The 19,524-nt window shown below is 56.1% G+C and carries 18 protein-coding genes; 6 read left to right on the top strand and 12 right to left on the bottom strand.

The genetic code is table 11. The annotated features are described in order from the left end of the window. On the top strand, positions 1-330 hold the full coding sequence (locus tag C5Y96_RS03935; protein ID WP_105350226.1) for a hypothetical protein: 330 nt from the start codon (positions 1-3) through the stop codon (positions 328-330). Between the two features lie 3 nt (positions 331-333). Here the strand turns inward: C5Y96_RS03935 and C5Y96_RS03930 are convergent, their stop codons facing one another. Further along, positions 334-1,428: a S1C family serine protease gene (locus tag C5Y96_RS03930; RefSeq protein WP_105350225.1), complete on the bottom strand. Its 1,095-nt coding sequence runs from the start codon at positions 1,426-1,428 to the stop codon at positions 334-336. A gap of 157 nt (positions 1,429-1,585) precedes the next feature. Then, positions 1,586-1,990 (bottom strand): TraR/DksA family transcriptional regulator, encoded by a 405-nt coding sequence (locus C5Y96_RS03925; RefSeq protein ID WP_105350224.1) that lies wholly within the window; start codon positions 1,988-1,990, stop codon positions 1,586-1,588. Between the two features lie 599 nt (positions 1,991-2,589). Here C5Y96_RS03925 and C5Y96_RS03920 point away from each other — a divergent pair. Then, positions 2,590-4,911 carry an FHA domain-containing protein gene (locus tag C5Y96_RS03920; protein WP_105350223.1) on the top strand — a complete coding sequence of 774 codons (2,322 nt, stop codon included), beginning with the start codon at positions 2,590-2,592 and terminating at the stop codon, positions 4,909-4,911. On the opposite strand, the gene C5Y96_RS03915 is transcribed toward C5Y96_RS03920, so the two are convergent. After that, a complete protein-coding gene (locus C5Y96_RS03915) occupies positions 4,908-5,594 on the bottom strand; it encodes a 7-carboxy-7-deazaguanine synthase QueE (RefSeq protein ID WP_105350222.1) in 687 nt (228 codons plus the stop codon). The two genes, C5Y96_RS03920 and C5Y96_RS03915, sit on opposite strands and share 4 nt — an antisense overlap. Positions 5,595-5,862: 268 nt before the next feature. On the opposite strand from C5Y96_RS03915, the gene queF reads away from it, so the two are divergent. Further along, positions 5,863-6,246, top strand: coding sequence for a preQ(1) synthase (gene queF / locus C5Y96_RS03910; RefSeq protein WP_214609071.1), 384 nt, complete (start codon positions 5,863-5,865; stop codon positions 6,244-6,246). 37 nt (positions 6,247-6,283) lie between these two features. Here the strand turns inward: queF and C5Y96_RS03905 are convergent, their stop codons facing one another. The 4 genes from C5Y96_RS03905 to C5Y96_RS03890 all read right to left on the bottom strand — a co-directional run bounded on the left by C5Y96_RS03905 (position 6,284) and on the right by C5Y96_RS03890 (position 11,146). After that, entirely contained in the window at positions 6,284-6,946 is a 663-nt protein-coding gene (locus C5Y96_RS03905; protein WP_146115504.1) for a hypothetical protein, read from the bottom strand. A 110-nt stretch (positions 6,947-7,056) separates the two neighbouring features. Beyond that, positions 7,057-8,574 carry an alkaline phosphatase D family protein gene (locus C5Y96_RS03900; RefSeq protein WP_233198764.1) on the bottom strand — a complete coding sequence of 506 codons (1,518 nt, stop codon included), beginning with the start codon at positions 8,572-8,574 and terminating at the stop codon, positions 7,057-7,059. 139 nt (positions 8,575-8,713) lie between these two features. Beyond that, positions 8,714-10,639, bottom strand: coding sequence for a HEAT repeat domain-containing protein (locus C5Y96_RS03895; RefSeq protein WP_105350219.1), 1,926 nt, complete (start codon positions 10,637-10,639; stop codon positions 8,714-8,716). Between the two features lie 36 nt (positions 10,640-10,675). Next, entirely contained in the window at positions 10,676-11,146 is a 471-nt protein-coding gene (locus tag C5Y96_RS03890; protein WP_105350218.1) for a nucleoside deaminase, read from the bottom strand. Positions 11,147-11,426: 280 nt separating this feature from the next. Here C5Y96_RS03890 and C5Y96_RS03885 point away from each other — a divergent pair, with 280 nt between their 5' ends. Beyond that, on the top strand, positions 11,427-12,437 hold the full coding sequence (locus C5Y96_RS03885) for a sugar phosphate isomerase/epimerase family protein (protein WP_105350217.1): 1,011 nt from the start codon (positions 11,427-11,429) through the stop codon (positions 12,435-12,437). A gap of 87 nt (positions 12,438-12,524) precedes the next feature. Beyond that, positions 12,525-12,764 (top strand): hypothetical protein, encoded by a 240-nt coding sequence (locus C5Y96_RS03880; RefSeq protein ID WP_105350216.1) that lies wholly within the window; start codon positions 12,525-12,527, stop codon positions 12,762-12,764. A gap of 3 nt (positions 12,765-12,767) precedes the next feature. On the opposite strand, the gene C5Y96_RS03875 is transcribed toward C5Y96_RS03880, so the two are convergent. Together C5Y96_RS03875 and C5Y96_RS03870 are read right to left on the bottom strand one after the other, a co-directional pair. Further along, the gene (locus C5Y96_RS03875) at positions 12,768-13,958 is read right to left on the bottom strand and encodes an LptF/LptG family permease (RefSeq protein WP_105350215.1); all 1,191 of its coding nucleotides are present in this window, start codon (positions 13,956-13,958) and stop codon (positions 12,768-12,770) included. Positions 13,959-14,053: 95 nt separating this feature from the next. Further along, positions 14,054-15,334 carry a PP2C family protein-serine/threonine phosphatase gene (locus tag C5Y96_RS03870; protein WP_158261082.1) on the bottom strand — a complete coding sequence of 427 codons (1,281 nt, stop codon included), beginning with the start codon at positions 15,332-15,334 and terminating at the stop codon, positions 14,054-14,056. Positions 15,335-15,798: 464 nt separating this feature from the next. Between C5Y96_RS03870 and C5Y96_RS03865 the strand changes: the two genes are divergently transcribed. Continuing rightward, a complete protein-coding gene (locus C5Y96_RS03865) occupies positions 15,799-16,425 on the top strand; it encodes a PEGA domain-containing protein (RefSeq protein WP_105350213.1) in 627 nt (208 codons plus the stop codon). Positions 16,426-16,642: 217 nt separating this feature from the next. Here C5Y96_RS03865 and C5Y96_RS03860 read toward each other — a convergent pair whose 3' ends face one another. The 3 genes from C5Y96_RS03860 to C5Y96_RS03850 are packed head-to-tail and all read right to left on the bottom strand — an operon-like array spanning position 16,643 to position 19,402. Beyond that, positions 16,643-17,719 (bottom strand): MlaD family protein, encoded by a 1,077-nt coding sequence (locus C5Y96_RS03860; protein WP_105350212.1) that lies wholly within the window; start codon positions 17,717-17,719, stop codon positions 16,643-16,645. Positions 17,720-17,737: 18 nt separating this feature from the next. Next, positions 17,738-18,565 carry an ABC transporter ATP-binding protein gene (locus C5Y96_RS03855; protein WP_105350211.1) on the bottom strand — a complete coding sequence of 276 codons (828 nt, stop codon included), beginning with the start codon at positions 18,563-18,565 and terminating at the stop codon, positions 17,738-17,740. A 3-nt stretch (positions 18,566-18,568) separates the two neighbouring features. Next, entirely contained in the window at positions 18,569-19,402 is an 834-nt protein-coding gene (locus tag C5Y96_RS03850) for an MlaE family ABC transporter permease (RefSeq protein ID WP_233198814.1), read from the bottom strand. Positions 19,403-19,524: the final 122 nt, after the last annotated feature.

The following is a 19,524-nucleotide window of genomic DNA, read 5'->3' as shown; positions in this document are numbered from 1 at the left end:
ATGAGCGAGATACCTGCCGATTTAAGAAGATATCTTGCCGACGCCGATCTTGATGTCATTGCATGGGACGCAGTCACTGGCGACCTAACGATCCGCGTGACGAAAGAGATTGGACCGGAAATCGGAACGCTTCGTTTTGTGGACGTCTCTTATCTGACGATCGTGCCGCATCTTACTGTCGAGTCAATTACCCTCGGCATCATTGATCAGCCCCCACATGGCCAGGTGCCAGATGACGAAGAATCGATCTATTGGATTCATTCGTCTTGGGGGCAAGATTACTGCGTGATCGCCAAGAGTATCGATTATCTAGCCGATTTGCCTGGCTAAACGCTAGTTCTCAAACCGATTCCGTGCAGCCAGGCGGACGGTCTTTTCGACGAACTTGCCGTCGCGATAAATCTCGAAGCGGATGTCTTCGTCCAGCGGGCACAGGCTGACAATATTGATCAGTTGCAAGTCATCTTCCACTTCCTGGCCGTAGAACTTGGTAATCACGTCGCCAACTTGAATCATCGCGGCTTCCGCTGGCGAGCCCGGCGTAACGCCACTAACCTTGGCTCCGCGAGCACGGAACAGACCAATCTCTTTCGCGCCAGTCGCGTCGAAGTCGGCGTCCATACGAACACCAAAGAACGCCCGAGCCACCTGACCTTTTTCGATCAATTGTTCCGCGACGCCCAAAGCCGCATGAATCGGAATCGCGAAACCAATTCCATCGTTCCCGCCGGAGTTGCTGGCGATGGCCGTGTTCAGCCCGATCACTTCCCCGCGAAGATTAATCAGTGGTCCACCGCTATTACCGGGGTTGATGGCGGCATCAGTCTGGAAGAAATTCTGTAGCTTCAAACCCTGTCGACCGAGCTGCAGATTCCGTCGTCCCACGGCGCTGATGATGCCGTAAGTGACCGTTTGGCTGAGGCCAAATGGACTTCCAACGGCGAAAACCTTCTCGCCAACTTCCACCTGGGAACTGTCCCCCACTTCGGCCGGAATCAAGCGATCGGAATCGACTTCCACCACGGCGACATCGGTATCACGATCGGTCAGTACCCGCTTGGCACGTATCTGGCGACCATCTTCCAGGTAGATCCGAATTCGCTCAAGGGGAGCCTGGTTAATCACGTGGCGATTGGTCAGCACGAAGAAGCTCTTCTCGTGCTTGAAGATGATCCCTGCCCCAGCCTCGTCGACTTCGCTCGACTTCGAGAACCCGTTGCCGGCCATTGTTGTTTCAATATGCACGATCGAAGGACGCACGTATCGGACAACCCGCTTCAGGTGGTTGAGTTCACGCTGCAGAAAGTCTGCTTCCGCCAGAATCTCTTCCCGCTGTGCCGCGCGATTGGCGGATACGAATTGAAGATCCTGTCCGACGCAAAGGCCAGTGACCAGAAGCACGAGCAAGAGAGCAAGGAAAGATCGCATAGCATCGCTACCAAACCGGGGGAAGTCGTTGGGGCGTAACTCTTCATGTATCACGCCTCACAACTTAGATCGTGCTAGCAGCGGGACTGGGAAAAGAAAAACGGGATGAGTTTTGGACTCATCCCGCCGAAAGTTTTCCGATTGTAACGGCCGTGCGTTAGTTAACGGCTTGGGTGTCGTCGGTTTGAGCCCAACTGACTCCATCGGGGCCGAGTTCTTCCAATTCGCGTTGGCACTTGATGCACAACGTAGCGTAAGGAAGAGCCTGCAAGCGAGCGATTGGAATGGTGGCGCTACAGCCTTCGCATTCCCCATACTTGCCGGCTTTGATTTGTTCGAGAGCGGTGTCGATACTCGCCAACTCGCGGCTTTCGACTTCGGCCAGCTGCGAACTGAGTTCGTCTTGTACCGAATCGAGTGCGAAGTCGACGACGTCGCCCGAAGTCTGTTCGAGTTCTTTCAACAGACTCAAGTCCCCGGCGAGAGCCTTACGCAGGGCATCGCGACGGCGAAGGAGAATCTCCTTCATCTTGCTGATAAATTCGTCTCTTGACCGTGCCATGGTGTCACCTTAGGAGCAGGAAAGTCGTATTTTTAGCGATTCGTTTCGCCCCTGCCTAGTATTTGAATGGGTCGCTTTTTCGCGATTCTATTCGCGGTTTTCGATCCCCCTATCTGGCGGGCAAATCTGTCAGTGATTTATCGTCACGCAACTATAGTACGCCTCTGGGACAGTAACCGAGAAAATTTTCGCTTGTTTCTCGTTCTCTTTCAAATTCGTACATTTTGCCGTAATTGCTTTATGCAAAATGCTTTACGACACTACCAGGCGTTCCAGGCATGGCTTAGGAACCCCGGATAAGTCGATCCGATTTCACATTTGAGACACTTTCCTCTTGCGAAAACCGGGACCAGATCGTTCGAAAGTGATCGGTCGATTCAATCCGATCATCGTCATTTTGTTGGTCGAAACCTATCAAAATTCACCGACTGGTCTCTTTTTGACCCCTCCAATCTCTTGGGGGACTGCTTTGACCATACCGTCTGCGTGACCTATATGCCTTAGCGAAATAGGCGCACCCAGGCAGGCAGCGACAGCACAACGATCGCCTGCGTTAGTCCCAGATCCGCCAGCGGATCTCCCCTTTTTCAAGCAATATCATGGTCCAGAACAACGTCGCCACCCGATCGAAACGCGAATCACGACTTCTCGGAAAGTCGACCTCGCCGCTGGTATTAAAGATTGAAGGTACCGAACGCGATGGCCAGATCATTCGTGTTCATGCGCCCAAATGCCTGATCGGATCGTCCGCGGATTGCCAACTGCGTCTGATCGCGGCCGATGTCCAGCCGAAGCACTGCGTTATCTATCGCGGTGCCGGCGGCATGATCGTGAAATCATGGACCCGCGACACACGCGTCAACGGCGACACGATCAGCGAGGCATGGCTGCGCATCGGCGATCGGCTGAGCCTGGGAAGCCTAAGCTTTGAAGTCCTCGCCGACGATCAGCCGGAATCGGCTGGCGTCACCCAATCGGTTCCGACTCAAGCTCCCTCGCAAAAAAAACTACGCAAACGCACCAACCGCCGGATTCGTAATCTGCTCAATGTGGTCCGCGAGCACAAGGATTCGTTCAGCGTCCTGCAAACCAAGCTCGACGAAACGCAGCAACTGGTCGACTCGCTGCTGGCCCGCGAAGCTGACGCCAACGATGCCTCCCAGAGTTCACCGGTCGAATCGTCGGAAGTGCGTATCGAGCGGCGCAAACGGCACAACCAACGTGCGCGTCTTCTGATCGGTCATGTTCGCGATTTGATCCATAGCAACAACAAGATCCAGTCCGAACTGCACGAACAACTCGAGATCAAACAGAACCAGGTCAACGAAATTCGTCGTGAGCTGACAACCAACGCGGATGCTACCGAAGCGCAGCGAGCACGACACCGTCGACTTGAAGCCGATCTGCAAGAGTCGGAAGGATTGATCGCCCACCTGAAGGAACAGGCCAGCGAACTTCAATCGCGTGAAGAACGTCTTCGCGAGCGTTGGATCTCGACCCGCAAGCTCGGCAAGTCCCGCGTCAAGTCGATTCTTACGCACTTACGCGACATGCGTGATCAGCTCTTACAGCAGGATGACCTGGCGAACGACCAAGAAGAAGAGGGAGCATCGCGACTGACCAAGTTGCGGCTGGCTTATGACGATGCCTCGCGAGAACTGCACGAGAGTCGGGATTCGCTCAAAGATGCCGAAAGCGAACTGGCCTGGACCCAGCAGGAACTGGAACAGCGGCAGCAGCACGCCGAAGAACTGGGTCATACGATCGCCGAATTGAAACAACAACTGACCGACGCCCAGAACGTTCAACCTGGCGGCATAACCGACGAAGAGATTGCTCTCCACGAGTCGCAGCTGAAGCAAGTGCGCGAAGAGCTGGAAGACGCCACGTTCCGCGGTGACGACCTGAAGCTTCAACTGGAAGAACTGCGACAGCAAAACCTCGAACTGCACCAGACGATCAACCAGCAAAAAGAAATCGAAGAGAACTGGAAGAACCAGTTGGATACAGCCCGGCAACAGTGCCTGGACATCCGTCGCCAACTGGAGGATGAGAGACGTCTGGCTGATCTGCATGGACGTGAAAAGGAACCGGAACCAACCGATGAAGAAGCGTCGGCCATGGATCACCTGCGGTCGATGGGCATTCTCCGCGAAACGCCATCGATGCCTGACGATTCCTCGTACGAAGACACCGAATACTCCGACGAAACGCCAGTGGTGAACCCGGTTACCGGCCTGAGCAGCTTCCCCGACTTCAAATTCCCAGAGGAAGAGGAATCTCAGGAGCCGGAAGTCGATTCATCATCGTACGAATGCGCTTCTAACACTTCGGACGAACCATCCAAGCCGTCCGCCAGCAGCGACGACGACGTCTCGATCGATGACTATATGCAAAGCCTCTTGGCTCGTATGCGAGCGAAGTCCGGTGAACCGGAACCCGCCCCGCAAAAGCAAGCGGCTAAGGAAGTAGCCGTCGCCAAGCCGGAACCGAAGAAAGAGCCAGAGCCTGTCCGACCGATTACGCGGGAAGAATTCGTCCCATCTCGGTATGCGCCGGAACAGACGTCCGATATTCGCAAATTGCGTGAACTGGCCAACGAGACGGCCAAAGCGGCGATCGATTCGGCAACGATCAACCGCTGGGAAGCGTTGTGCAAATCGAAACTGTTCGTCTCGATGCTGGCCCTGGCCACCGGCTTCTTCCTGCATTACTACTCGGCAAGCTTCCTCAGCATCTCCTTCGCTGGGGCGTGCCTGGCCTATGTGGTCACCGTCTTCTGGTGGCTGCAGTCGGCAGTGATCTACCAGCACGTGAAGAACCATCGCCGCGAACGCATGGAAAAGCGTTTCAATGATGAAATCATCAACCCGCACGGTCTGGCGCATGCAGCCGATCACAGCGACGAAGACGAAGCCTAAGTCCCGCGAGCAAATCCAAACCACTCGATTTGCTTGCGGTAACACAGTTGCAAGCCGTGCTCTTCCGACCACGGCTTGAGCCACTGGGTGATCGCGTTCAGTTGAGCCTGTTCGGTCCCTTGCGGCATGACATAGACGCGGTCTCGGAGAATGCCGGGGAATCGCCCCAAGTAGGTCAGTACCTCGTCGCAGTCTTCCCGCTTATCGATCACAAACTTGAACTGGTAATCAAACTGGTCGATCAGCCGCTGAATGACCTCCGGCTGATCTCGCGTCTGTTCATGTCGTTTGTGCCAACGCGGAAACTCCTGGCTATCAGGAGCTGAGTTGGATAGTTTCGGGCTGATCGACATCAGATCGCACGGTAGCGGCAGATGCAGCGTCCCGGCCGTTTCGATCGTAATATGCCGCCCCGATCGTCGGATTCCTTCGCACAGCGGAATCATCTCGGCAAACAGCATCGGCTCGCCACCGGTGAGCACGACCTTGTCGACTTCCAGAAGCTCGATCCGCCCCAAGATCTCGGCAACCGAAAGATCTTCCCCCTCGGGGTTCCAAGAGGCGTGCGGCGTGTCGCAGAACCAGCAGCGCAGATTGCAGCCGCTGGCCCGGACAAACGTACTGGGCTCGCCGGTCAGTAGGCCTTCGCCTTGAATCGATCGATATATTTCCGCTATTCGCACGCTGGCAGCACCGCTGTTCGGATGGTTCGTCGCTTTTAGTGCGAGAAACCGCTCCCTGGTTGTTACGTTCCGGCATTCCGCTCTTCACACATCCTGGCGGCATGGTCGAGGGAATCCTTCAGAATACCCGCAAGGACGGACCTCGTGTGGGGCAAGTTCGGCAGACCGCAGGGGAATTTGGGCAAATATCCGCCAAAAGCCGGGTCTAGTCAGGCCGGCGGTTTGCCTCCAAAATAGCAGTTTACCCAACCAAGAGGAGAATCGGACCGTGTCAGAAGAGAATCGCGGACTTCTCGAAACCTTCGAGAACCAGCACCCCAACCGAGATTACGAGATCGAAATCAGCGTGCCTGAGTTCACTTCGGTCTGCCCTAAGACCGGCCAGCCTGACTTCGGTACGATCCACATCACGTACATTCCTGAAGCTCTGTGCGTCGAACTGAAGAGCCTGAAAATGTACATGCAGGCCTACCGCAACCAGGGGATCTTCTACGAAAACGTGACCAACGTCATTCTCAACGACCTGGTCGAGTGCCTACAGCCACGCTGGATGCAAGTTCGGGCCGAGTTCACCCCACGCGGCGGCATTAGTTCGACGATCACGGTCGAGCACTACAGCGAAACGCCACCGGATGAATTAACGGTGATCTAAGGTTCACGCCAAGAGGAGTCAGGCCGCCCCTGTTTTATCACGCAGCCTGACTTCGTGGCTCCGCCGGCGGCAAGCCGAGATCTTCTTGAACCTCTAGCAGCAGCGTGTCCAGACAGCGCTGGCTCATTCCCCAGTCGAACGCCTGGCCGGGGATATCGGTAGCAACCGTGATAACACAGCCGTTGTCTTGCCGCATCAGCTTCACAGTCAAGACACCCTTCATGGCCCAGATGCTCGAGGGCAACTCGGCCTGAATGGTGCATCCATCGGCCTCTTGCTCAACCCTTTGTACCGCCTGTTGATTCTTGGCCAGACTACACAGCACGCGGGCTATTGCTCGACCGATTGGCACGGTCATCACCGCCGATCTTTGTTTGCCTGTTCGTACACCCAGCGAAGCCCACATCGGCTGGGCAACGGCGGCCACGGCCGAATAAGAGATACCGATGGGAACCACCTTGTCGGCGATCTCCATCAATGCTTCCGCCGAGAGTCCAGGACGTGCTTGCGCTGCATGGCTGGCAATGACAGTACGCACCTCAGGGTGCTTGGCAATACGCTCGTAGTCAGCGTCGTCTTCCCAGGAAAGAACCGCGGGCACGAGATCTTCGAAAGCGACTACACCTTCATGCTGAAGTCGATACCCGCATTGAAAACAGAAGTTGCCGCCTGCTTTGACGCCACAGTTCGAACAATACATCCGTCGCATCCCTTCCTCGTCGGTCCCCATTTCTCTTTCTTTTCATCGGAAAGATAAGGAGGAAGTCACGAGAAAAGTTACCCACAAATGCGCCGCTGGGCATTCCGTGATCACTTCGCCGTAAACGTTTCCTGATACAACGGCTTCCCAGCTACGTCGTAATAACGAAACGTCAACGTCGGCTTGCCATCTTGATTTTCGACGAAACCTCCCAGAAATCCGCCAGTGACGTTCAGGTAATGATGCTCAGCGCGAACCTCATCATTCGTCCATCCGCCTGCGTGCTCGTCGGAAGCAGGTCCGCACGAGAACTCGCGGATGCCGGTCTTCAGGTCCTTGGAAGCGAATTGCCAATGGCGATCACCGCAAACGACGAACATGTTCTTCTGCTGGGCGATGAAGTTCCGCACGATGTCCCCTTCGTGCTTCCAATTGATGTTGGAGTGGTTGTCGAACTTGTTATCACGATCAGGCCCGACGATCGGTGTCGGCGACATCAGGATCTTGAACGTCGCGTCCGATTCGCTCACCGACTTCTTAAACCATGCCATCTGCTCAGCTCCCCAGATCGTTTTATTGGGGCCGTCAGGATCCTTATTGTTGGAGCGGAATTCACGACCTTCCACCAGCCAAATCTGCAAGTCCTTCCCCCAGCGAAACGTTCGATAGGGTTGCTCGCTCATCGGCAATTGCTCCCGGAACAGTTGCTTCCCCTGCTCGAACGTAAACGTTCCCATGAAGACCGACTCCATCTGTGGATAGCAGTCGTCCATCCACGTATCGTGGTCGTCTTTCATGTAGTAACACGGCACCACCTGATGAAAGTGGCGGAGAAACGGCAGGCTGAACATGCGATGAAAGTGCCAGCGGGCCAGGTCCAAGTTCTTCGCCATTCGGTCGAAGTAAACGAAGTCGCCGCACTGCACGAAAAAGTCGGGATGCAGCTTCTCCATCTCGCGATAGATTTTGAAGCCCCCTTCCCGGTCGTCTTGATGGATGTAGGCCTGGCAGGTGGAAACTACAAACGAAATCGGTTTCTCAACGGAAGCCGCCGGTGCCGTGCCAAACTCTCCAGTGAGCTTCGCTCCGATATGGCCTTCTTCCAGTTGCGATTCGACGATCACCTGGTAGCGTGTGCCTGGCTTCAGATCTTTCAGGCGGAACGAGTGAGTGTAATCCTGCTCCTGATCGACGGTCTCCCACGGGGTCTCTTGCCACTGGTTGCTTCCCTTGGCCTGATAAAGAACACGTACCTGGCCTGGGGCACCGGGCACAGCGCCGTCGACCGTCTCGGGCGACTCCCCTTCGGGATACTTCGGTACCGGGGTGTAAACGGTATCTTTGTTGGCAACGCTGTTGTCAACGTTTTCGACGATCCAATCTTCCCGCCCGTCGTCAGGTTTAAGCAGCAACTTGCCGGTCTTTGAGTTTTGATAATAAATGAGCGGCTCGATACCGGGGCGATCGATGCGATCCTGGTTCTTGGTCAGGCGAGTCCAGACAACCGCAGTCGTATCCGAGACTTCCCCGACCTTGAATCCATTGGCCTGCCACGGACCAGCAGCGGCCATGGTGGCACTTCCCCAGACCATCGACACAACCATCAGGGCAACTGGCAAGCTTCTCACTTCGTTCTCCACTCACTGGAAGAGGATCAAAATCAGGCATGATGAGGGCGGCAAGATACGGGGGCCGCTCACAGGATCGATCCCTCAAAGTAATTGACCGGCCATGCCGGTTCAACGCTCCGTTTGCACTAGCATCGATTTACTGGGAGCTTTCTCGCACTCGCTGTTCGAATTCGATCCCTTTCTGCATGGCCTGAGATGCGTCCTCGGCCAGAGGGATACGATACTTTTCGGCTAATGGAAAGAACTTGGCCGGATCGGCAAACACCAGGCTGACAAACTGCCCGGAACTTTCCAGCGAGATAAACCGCTCAGCATGGCCAGTCTCAGTCAAGGTAAAGTTGGCCAGGTTCATCACGGCCTGAACATCGTACCAATCGCCGTAGTTCTCGGCCCCGCAGCGGAAGAGCCGCCCGTCGGAAATGAACTGGACAATGTACGGACCGTCGTAATCGTCCTCTGCTTTACGGAGCCAGAACTGAACCGGGGCCTCTGGGGCGAACTTCCCGCGAGATGCGCGGGCGAAGTCGAACAGCAACTGCGCATGGTCACAAGGAATCTGCCCCGATTCGGCATCGAACATCACCACGATCTCAGCAAAGGCCAGTGCTCCAATTAACTCGTAGGGATTGTTGAAGTCGATCTCTTTCGGGCCATCGCCACTCGGACCAGGCTTGGCCATCTCGGCCAGAAGTTCGTCGGGCATCTGACTCACAATGCCCGCAGCATGAAAGTCGGCGAGCGCCACTTTCAAATCGATTCCCTGCGATTTCCAGTAAGCAACCGACTGGGCAACAGGGTCAAGTCGATCTTGATTCTGCTCGATAAACTTCTTTCCTGCTTCATCGAATGTGTCGTAACACAGCAAAACGACCGACCCGTCCCACGGCTTATCCATCGCCAGCAGCCGCTGCGAGATTCGCTCGAAATCGCCCGGCTTGGCATACTTGGCAATGTCATCCGAGATGTTGCCATACCACTTATTATCATCGACAAACGCCAGATAGAGATTCACTCCCTGCTCAGGCTGTAGCCGTGCCAAGGCTTCGGTGGCGTACATTCGACTAACCGGATCTTTGGCATTCTTTTGGATGTCGGACAGGACGTCGGTCGCATCGGGCCCGGCGGCCGCAGCGAGATCGCGAACTAGCGATTGATCGTAGCGCTGCTGCGGGAACTTGAGTGTGTACGCGTAAAGTGCCTTACGAATCGGTCCGGATATCGCTGCCTCAGGATTCTTAAGCAAATTGCGAAACGGATACCCAGCGTTCCAGTTGTACTTTTCCGGCGAATCTTGCAGCACGTGTGGCAAGATCGCCTCGACCGTTTCCCGGTTCGTTGCCAGTTCAGCGAGGTTCTCGGCAAGCTTAGCGGGGCTTTCGGCTTTGCCTGACTCGAGTGCCGCCAGCATCGCCCCCTCGGCCCCAGGTATCTTGCGGGTCCAACATAGCCGCGAGGCGACTTCGACAACTCGAGAATCGGGATCGTCCAATAGCCCGATGACAAGTTCGCTCATCCCCTCGCTGTTGAAGTCGGTACGAAGTTCGTATTGCCCCAGGCTATTAAGAGCCGCCAAGCGAAGTTCGGCATCCGAGCTATTCAGGCTATCAAGCAGAAACGCTTCGCCACAGGGATCTTTCAATCGAGCAAACATCTCCGCCGCTTTCGTCCGTGACTTGGCCGGCAGCGACGAGCTATTCATGATCTGCTGAAGGTCGGCCGTGGCTTTCTGCGATTGGGCTTCCAGCGCACGTATGTATTCGAGAAATACCCAGTCCCCCTTCTTCACCTGAGAGATCGCCGTGGCGTAACGTTGATCGAGCTCGCGCTGGTATGTCTCGCGGGTCTTACGAATCTCTTCGGCATCCTGCAGAAGGACTGGGTTCCGATCAACACGGGCCGGGGCATCGGGCGAACGTCCCTCGTGCAGCATCACTCCATCGGGCAGTTCCCCTTCGCCAGAGTAACTTCCCACCAGCATCTTCGGCTTGTCGGTGTCACCACTATCACAGCCAAACCCGAGACTGACGGCCAACAGAGACAACAACCGGCTGAACCAATTCATGTGTTTCACCCTTCCGCCCTTCGAGTGATCGCGCGCTTAGTAAAGTCGCCGCATGTCGTCCTGCAGCCACAGGTCGAACAATTCCCGGCATTCATCCCGCAACAAATTAGGCACCAGGATCGTCGAACCACCGCCGGCGGCGATCACCGTTTCGGCCGGCAGGTCCAACTCGCTGAACCCAGCCGCGTCGGCATCGGCGATCGTTGCGCCGAAGTACACCTTGTCGACCCGAGCCCAGTGCAGCGCCGCCGCGCACATCGGACACGGCTCGCAGGTCGTAACCACAATAGCCCCCTTCAGTAGCGGATGCCCCGTGTGCTGACACGCTTCTCGCAAGGCGTTGATCTCGGCGTGGGCCGTTATGTCGATCGTTTGCCAGACGGTGTTATGCGCGACGGCAATCACCTGGCCATCCAACTCAATCGCACAACCAAACGGCGTCTGACCTTGGGCGATGCCTTCGCGGCATTTGTCGATCGCCAATTGCATCAAAGATTCCGGCGTCATGGGGCAGGCCTACTCAAGAAAAGGGTGCTTGTGGGCATATCAGTTGTATCAGAACGGAAGGTCGCATCCGAAGACTTTTCTTGCCATAGAGGTCACCGAGAGAGCCGTACAATCCGTGGTCAAAAACCTCTTCCCTCCGTGATCCCTGTGCTCTCTGTGGCAAACCCCTCTTTTCGCAGGGCACTTGCGATGGCGCGTCCTGGCATTCACAATACGACTTCCCGTGCATGAAACTTAATGCATTAGAGAATTGTTACGCGACACAAGCTGGAATGACGACATGACCACGTCCCAAGTGATATTGACCGGTTTTGCTGACGAATCAGCCAATCAGAAGACGGCCGAACAACAGTTCAGTGCGTTTGCTGCTTTGGGGCTGGAATACTACAGCATTCGCTTCATCGACGTCGGCAACGGCATCAAGAATGTCATGGACCTGACCAAGGCCGAGATCGCCAAACTGCGAACCATGGAAGGTGAGTACGGCCTGAACGTTTCGTCCCTCGGCTCGCCGATCGGCAAGGTCAAGCTGTTGGATCAGGAAGACGGCACCAAGAACCGCTTCGTTCCTTTCAAGAAGTACCTGGAGAAGGACGTCGCCAAGGCCTGCGAACTGGCTCATGCGTTCGAGACCAAGTTGATTCGTGGCTTCTCTTTCTATCATCCGAAGGGAACCGACCCGAAAGACCACATCTCCCAGGCCGTCGATCAACTGGGACAAATTGCCGAGGCCTGTCACCGCAGCGACCTCACCTTTGGCCTGGAAGTCGAAGCGAACCTGATCGGTCAAAACGGCGACATCCTGGCCGAGATTCATAAGAAGGTGAATCACCCAGCGATGATGCTGATCTTCGATGCCGGTAACCTCGTCTGCCAGGGCTACACGCCTGACGAAGTGTACGACCAGTACGTCGCCATGAAACCAGGCATGGGCTGGATGCACGTCAAAGACTACAAGATCACCAAGCCGGTCGGCGAAAAGGGACACATCGACGAAGACGCGCTCAAGAACTTCGTGCCGTCCGACCTGGGCGATAGTGCCTACGAACGCATCATGCGGGACTTCGCCTTGTCGATTCCGAAGTTGGAAAAGAAACTGAAGAAGCGCGGCATCCCAGGCGTCTTCTGCGACCTCGAACCACACGTCAAAGGTGGCGGCCAGTTCGGCGGCTTCAGCGGTCCCGATGGGTTCGGCGTTGCCCTGCGTGGCTTCTGCCGCGTCCTCGACTTCGCCGGCGTCGGCTACCACCTGCGCGACTTCGACGACGTCATCGCCGCTCGCGGTTTTTAACGCGCGATGACTCGCGAAGTGTGATAGAAAGTTAAATAGCAGGTTCTTTTGGGAGCCTGCTTTTTTTATCTAGGGAAGTAAGAACTTATGTCTCGCGAGCGGATTACAATCGGCGGTTGTCCCAAGTGCGGCAGCGAACTTTTAACCTGCCAACAGAATCATTTCCAGAACGACGAGCTAGAGATCTACTCTTGGGAGCACAAGTGCCCTGACTGCGGGTTCCGCCAGACTGAAGCGTTCCGCAGTGATGACGAAGACGAACCGCTCGATCCGGCCGCCGCTGCTACGTGCCCTTTCTGTGGACGCACGGCGGCGACTTCCGAGTAGCACTTAGTTCTTCATCGTGCGGTGCAATAGCCATCCACCGACCGCGATCACCACCACGTTCCCCAACCAGACCATCGCAGCCGGCCACTGGCCATCTTTGGCGCGATCGACCCCCAGGGCCATCAGCGGATAATAAAGAAGCAGCACCGGTAAGAAGGCTGCGAAGAAGCTGGTGATGAAGTCGTTGCTGCGTTGGCGAATCGCCAGAGGAATGCCGAGCAGCGCGAAGCACAAACAACTGAACCCATTTGCCCAACGGCGATGCGGTTCCGTTTTCAGGCGGCTGATCTGAATCTTCGACCACTGCTGTTCGTTGGTCCAATACAACCACGAGGGATCATCGATCGACGGAGATTGTCCCGTCACCAGGCACGCCGCTCCTTTCGCAGCCAATACCTGCGATACCTGGTGATGGTAGTTTTTCATCTTGGCCTGCCATGCGGGAATCCGCCGCATCGGCTGATGCGAGGCATCGCGAATCCCTTCCACTGCCGTAGGATCTTCGAGCGGAATCGAAGTCACGAAACTGCCGGGGTGCTCGAAAAGCTGGCCTTCGGGGCCGGTGCAATGGATCCGGCTATCGGTCAGCGTCACCATTACACGCTTGTGCTCGGGATCCGATTTCAGCTGAGCCGTTGCCGCCGAAATGGTGACCAGCCCCTGATTACCGGATTGGGCCATCGTGATTTCAGGTCGAATCAAGAGATCTCCCTGCACGTCCTTGACCAGGATCGAGAACTTATCGCTGTAGAATGATTTCTTCGTACGGAGCACGCTGTAGGCGATGTCGTCGATCGATTGCATTACCACGTGCCGCAGCCCCATGTGCCCCCACGATACGGCCACATCATTCAGCCAGACACAAACCAGCGAAAGTACCAGGGCCAGGATCAGCCCTGGGGCAATCAGCGAGATCGGCGAGATGCCAGCCGCTTTGATCGCGGTCAGTTCGTTGCTAGCACTGACGCGTCCGTAAACGTTGCAGACGGCGAATAAGATCGTTCCGGGAATGGCAAACCGCAGAGCATTGGGAAGCAGGTAAGGAATGGCCTTCAACAGAGGAATGAACCCCAGGCCTTCCTTGATCGCTTGCTGACCGAGCCCGATAAACAGCAACAGGGCCGTCAACGAGACGAGCGCGAGAAGGAAGACCTTCAATAGCTCTTCGACGATATATCGTTGTAATATGCCCATCGCGATCGAAATCCATTTCGATCCGGTCTCGGCACCGTGCCAAGAAGAGAATCGGCCAGTACTGTAGCAACTATCAGAATCTGGGAAAACGACAATCAGGCCAGATCGAGCCGGGAATCATCTTCCAAGGGGTTTTTGGCCCCTTTCTGGCCGCGAATCTGCGACATGAGCGAGCCAATTGCTAGTAGAAAGTGCTTGGCTGCCCCGTAATACTGCCCCTTCTTCATTTCCCCTTCGGCCCGATCCCCCATCAGCCGGACGCTTTCCCATTCGATCGTCCAGTTATTGGACTGGGCCGCATCCGAGAGTTCGTCGTACAGAATCTTGAGGTTTAAGGCCGTGTTGGAATCGGCGTGACAAGGGACCTCTGAATACGGCCCTTTGCCGAAGCGAAACTTCTTCTTCACCGGCACCGGAATGAGTTCACCGGTAAACTTATAGACAAATGCCATAATGGTCGCCACAAACGCCACCATCACGCCGGCCAACGCGTACGGCATCTGCTCCAGGTAATAGGCCATTCCAGCCGCTACCAATAGCAAACCAATCCCTAGCCAAAGGGTGAGCGGAATACGACGTACCTGTCGCTCGACCGGCGGTGGAGGGAGGTCCTCTTCTTCGATCAGCGGATCACTCTTACACCGATCGTTGGTCATCTTCTCGTCGGTGACCTTGGCGACGATCACGGTAATGTTGTCCGGTCCACCACGCAGGTTGGCCAGGTCGATCATTAACTGAGCCGCTTTGTTCGGGTCGAGCGAATGCAGGATCAGGGCAATCTCTTCGTCGGTGACCGGGCCGGAAGCCCCGTCGCTGCACATCATAAACGTGTCGCCGACTTCCAGCGGAAAGGCCCCCTCCAGGTCGACCTCGACCTCAGCCGAAGGCCCCAGCGAGCGGGTAATCACGTTCTTGGGAATTGCCGCGTAGACATCCGAGGAATAGTCTTTGCCGGCGGTAGCGGCTTTGATCTCCCAGGCCATGCTATGGTCGAACGTCATCTGTTCGAGCTTTTCGCCCCGCAGCCGATAGATACGGCTGTCGCCGACATGCCCCATTACGGCCCCTTGCGGAAGCAGCAAGAGACAACTGCACGTCGTTCCCATTTTGTGGAACGCGGCGTTCGATTCCCCCCGGCGGTTGATGATCGTGTTGGCTTCCTCGATGGCCGAGGTCAGCGCCATCGCCGGACGCTTACTGATGTATTTCTTATAGAGATGCCGAACCTGTTCGACGGCGATTTCGCTGGCCAGTTCCCCGGCCGCGTGGGCTCCCATACCGTCGGCGACGATGAACAAATGCCCCCGGGCCTGCCAGTCTTCCCACGTCTGAGCCAGGGCCACGCCAAAGTGATCTTGATTGTTGGAACGTCGCATCCCAACATCGCTCATTGCAGCGACTTGGAGACATCCGGCCCAATCATGCTTTTCATTCTGGGGCATACCAGGGGAAACCTACGCGATCCTCGTCCAGCAGGGTCATTCCAATCATCACTAGATCGAGATATCGATCTGCGTCGTGCCCTGCATCCTTGATTCAACAAAGGGCCCTGTTCGAGCCCCAATGATATATCAACAAAGTTTATCGGAAGCCTTCGATAATAAACGCCGCCGCTAGCAAGGGCAACTCGCCCGGGCCTCGCTGGCTACGAATTGTTCTAATCTCAAAACGGCAAAAACCAAGCTCGCCGGTGCACCATCATTGCCGGAAAAGGCTTCTTTTCAACGCGAAAGCCTCAAGTTCTTCTGGGGTGCCAGCACGGCTCGGAAAACTATCTAGCCATGGATCAGGCAGATCGCTATACTCCCGCCCCACGTCTCCCCAGATTTCAGGATAGCTCATGGGGCATTTTTTCACACAAAAATCGACCGTTTTTCATCACATTAGTGTGCTGGCACTGCTGGTCACCCTTTTGATGAGCTCGGGCTGCGTGCGCCGCCGCTTCACCGTCCGGACCAATCCGCCGGGTGCCGTGCTGTACGTCGATAACCAGGAAATTGGCGTTACGCCGGTTGCCACCAGCTATACCTATTACGGCACACGCGAGATCCGACTTGAGAAAGACGGGTACGAACCAGTCGTCAAGCTGCACACGTTTCGGACACCTTGGTACCAATACCCGGGCCTCGACTTCGTGAGCGAAAACGTCATACCGTGGGAAATTCGAGACCAACGAGAGCTCGATTTCGAGATGGTTCCGCTGCGGATCGTTCCGCCGGAAGAACTGCGGGCCAGGGCCGAACAACTGCGGGCCAATGCCCGGGCAGGCTACATGACCCCGATCGTTCCGCCTCAACAGCAGATCGTCCCATCGACGGTCGTTCCTCCATCGGCCAACCAACGCGTTCCTTACTGGGACCCGGCCACGCTGCCACCACCGGCCGAGCAAGTTCCGCTGACAGCCCCTGGCATGAACAGCCTCCCCTCAGGCGGCTACGAACTACCGCCTCTGCCACCTGGCAATTAGCAACTTAAGTCCCCTCTCCACCGTCCTCGGGGGAAAGGGGTAGCGGGAATCCCGGTAGCAACGAGTGATTCCACGGCCAGCATGCCGATTAGTCTTTTCGTACTTCGACTAACGCTGTTAGAAGAAGCTTCGCGTAGAAAACCCTCACTCTAGCCCTCTCCCTGCACGGGAGAGGGGACAAGATTCATAGCGAAGCGTGTGAGAGGCCGTCGCCAGCCTACTTGATGCCGGACTGAGTCCGGTCCCGCAAACCCTTCACACCGATACGGCCTGGGTCGCGGGCGATCTTGTCGGCAAACACCCGTGCATCTTCCACAATGGGGCGCAGACGCAGCGTCAACTCGCGGATATTGGCAGCCGCATCGTTCAGGTTCTGGTAGAGATGGGGGTCATTGATCAACTGCCCCAGCGTACCATCCGATTCGTTCACCTTGCGTCCGAATTGGGCCAACTGAGCTACCAGGATGTTCAGGTTCTCGGTGCTGTTTTCCAGGTTAGCCACCAACTGTTCGCCGCGTTCGCCTAGGGGTTCGGTGAAGCCTTCCAGATTTTCCAGGTTACGGTCCGCACGACCGGCGACCGTTCGTAGTTCGTCAATCAGCTTACGCGATTCGGTAAGCGTTTCTGGCAACCCTTGCAAGGCCGTTTTCAGCTGCTCGTTGAGTTGCTGGTCGCCGACCAGGTTCTGTACCGCGGCCAATGCCGAGTCGAAGCGATCGAGCGCCCCTTCCGTTTTCGTCATGATGCGGCTTACACCGTCGCCGTTCTGTTCGAGCAGCCTGTTCGCGTTCTCGGCAAACTGACCGACGTTATTGCCGGCTTGCTCGATCGTCGTAAGCGCCGAGACCATCGACCCTTCCAGCTTGACCAGCACATCCAGTGGATTCGTTTGGACAAGCCCCTTGATCTTCGCGCCGTCAGGCAACGGTTCGCTGGGAAGTCCTGTCTGAGCGGTGGGGACAAATTCGAGCGCGGCATCCCCTAGCAGCGACTCCGACACGATCCGCACCACTTCGTTCTGGTGCGGCATGTTTTCCTTTTCAACTTTGAGCGTCACGAGAACCGATCGGTCGTCCTGCAATTTCACGTTGCTGACGCGGCCAATCAAGATACCGCTGGTCCGCACCGGCGTATCGATGGTGACACCAGGAGCGGTCTCGAACACAACGTAAACAGTTTCTTTCTTCGAGAGAAACTGCGGCTGTTCACCCAACAAGAAAAAGAGAATCCCTGTTAGCAGCACGGCCACTAACATGACGAAACCAACTCGGAATTGTAGTACTCGGTCGTCCATGACCTTCGCTCCTTCGGGCTAATCGCCGATGAAGGCTCCCAGTTCTTCGATGCGCTGACCTGCCTCGCCACGGACAAACTGCGTCACGCGCTCGTCCGGGCAATCTTCGACCTCTTCGGGTCGTCCGTCATATAAGATCTGCGGCTCGGCGTCTTTCAGCCGGGCAGCCGGATACATCATGATCATCCGATCGGCCACCTTCTGGGCCGTTCGCATATCATGCGTGACCACGATACTGGTCACAGGGTATTTACTGCGTGTGCGCAGAATAAGTTCATTGATCACGTCGCTCATGATCGGATCGAGCCCGGTCGTTGGTTCGTCGTACAGCACGACATCCGGCTTGAGCACCAAGGCCCGCGCCAGCCCAACCCGTTTTCGCATCCCGCCGGAAAGCTCGGCCGGCTTCTTCCATACGACCGACTCCGGCAAACCGACTTCTTTCAAATGCTGAAAGACGATGTCGCGGATTTCGGATAATGGTTTGTTGGTGTGCTGTTTCAGCGGAAACGCCACGTTCTGCCCGATCGTCATGCTGTCGAACAGGGCCGCGTTTTGAAACACAAACCCAAAGCGAATTCGCTGCTTGGTGAGTTGCTTGTCGTTCAGATGGTGGATATTCTGCCCGTCGAAAATGACGTCGCCATGGGTAGGATTCACCAAGCCGATCAGCGACTTCAAAAGGACCGTCTTGCCGCAACCACTTTCACCGATTAAGGCCAGCGTTTGCCCACGTGGGATACTCAGCCCGATATCGCGCAGAATGGTCTGGCCATCGAACTTGACCAGCAAGTCGTCGACTTCAATCAAAGGGCGGGCATCGTCGGCTTCCAGGCGGGCATGCATTACCTAGCCACCTCCGATCGATACGATGGCATCTGGCCACAACGACATGTAAACGCGTTCTAGCCCAATGTTCAGGACCAGGTCGATGATCAGAATCAGGACGAACGAGTACACAAACGCATTCGTCGCCGCCTTACCAACCCCTTCGGCACCGGCGGTACAGTAGAACCCTTGATGGCAACTGACCAGGGCAATCACCCCTCCGAAGAAGACACTTTTGAACAGCCCACAGAAGATATCCCACGAGCCGACAAACACCTGCGAGTTATACAGGTAAAAGTGCTTGTCGATACCGATGATAATCACGCTATAGAAATAGCCCCCCACGAATCCCATAAAGTCGGCCATCACCGTCAAGGCCGGGATCAACAGCAGCATGGCCAGCACACGGGGCACCACCAGGTAATGAATGGGGTTGGCCCCCATCGAGGTCAGCGCGTCGATCTGCTCGGTCACGCGCATCGTTCCCAGTTCAGCCGCCATGGCACTACCGACCCGGCCGGCCAGCATGGTGGCGGCCAGCACTGGTCCCAGTTCACGTACCAGCGACATATTAATGACAGCCCCAAGCCGGGTTTCCAGACCCAACTCGCGAAACTGGTAGTAGCTTTGAACGGCCAGCACCATCCCGATGAACGTACCCGTCAGCGCAACCACCGGCAGGCTCATCACCCCGACCTGGTAGAAGCTAGGGAGCAGCGTTTCACGCTTCGGCAAACGGCCAAACGTCCAGACAATGGTTCGCCAGGCAAAGAGAGTTAGCTCCCCAACGGCGACTACGCAGTCGATTGCCACGGCACCCCAGTCAGCCAGCCAATTGAAAAGGGCCAATTGGATTGCGGCGAACACCGAGCCTGGCTCGTGCTGCTGGTCGCCGTTCGAGTTTTCAGCCGTCCCTGTGGCCAAAGTGCTTTTCTTTCCGTGCTAGCATTGGGTTCACGATAGCGCTATGCCGCTTC

Source organism: Blastopirellula marina (assembly GCF_002967715.1).
Lineage (GTDB): Bacteria > Planctomycetota > Planctomycetia > Pirellulales > Pirellulaceae > Bremerella > Bremerella marina_B.
Note: the sequence above shows the minus strand (reverse complement) of the source record. Positions and strands in the feature narration are given on the sequence as shown.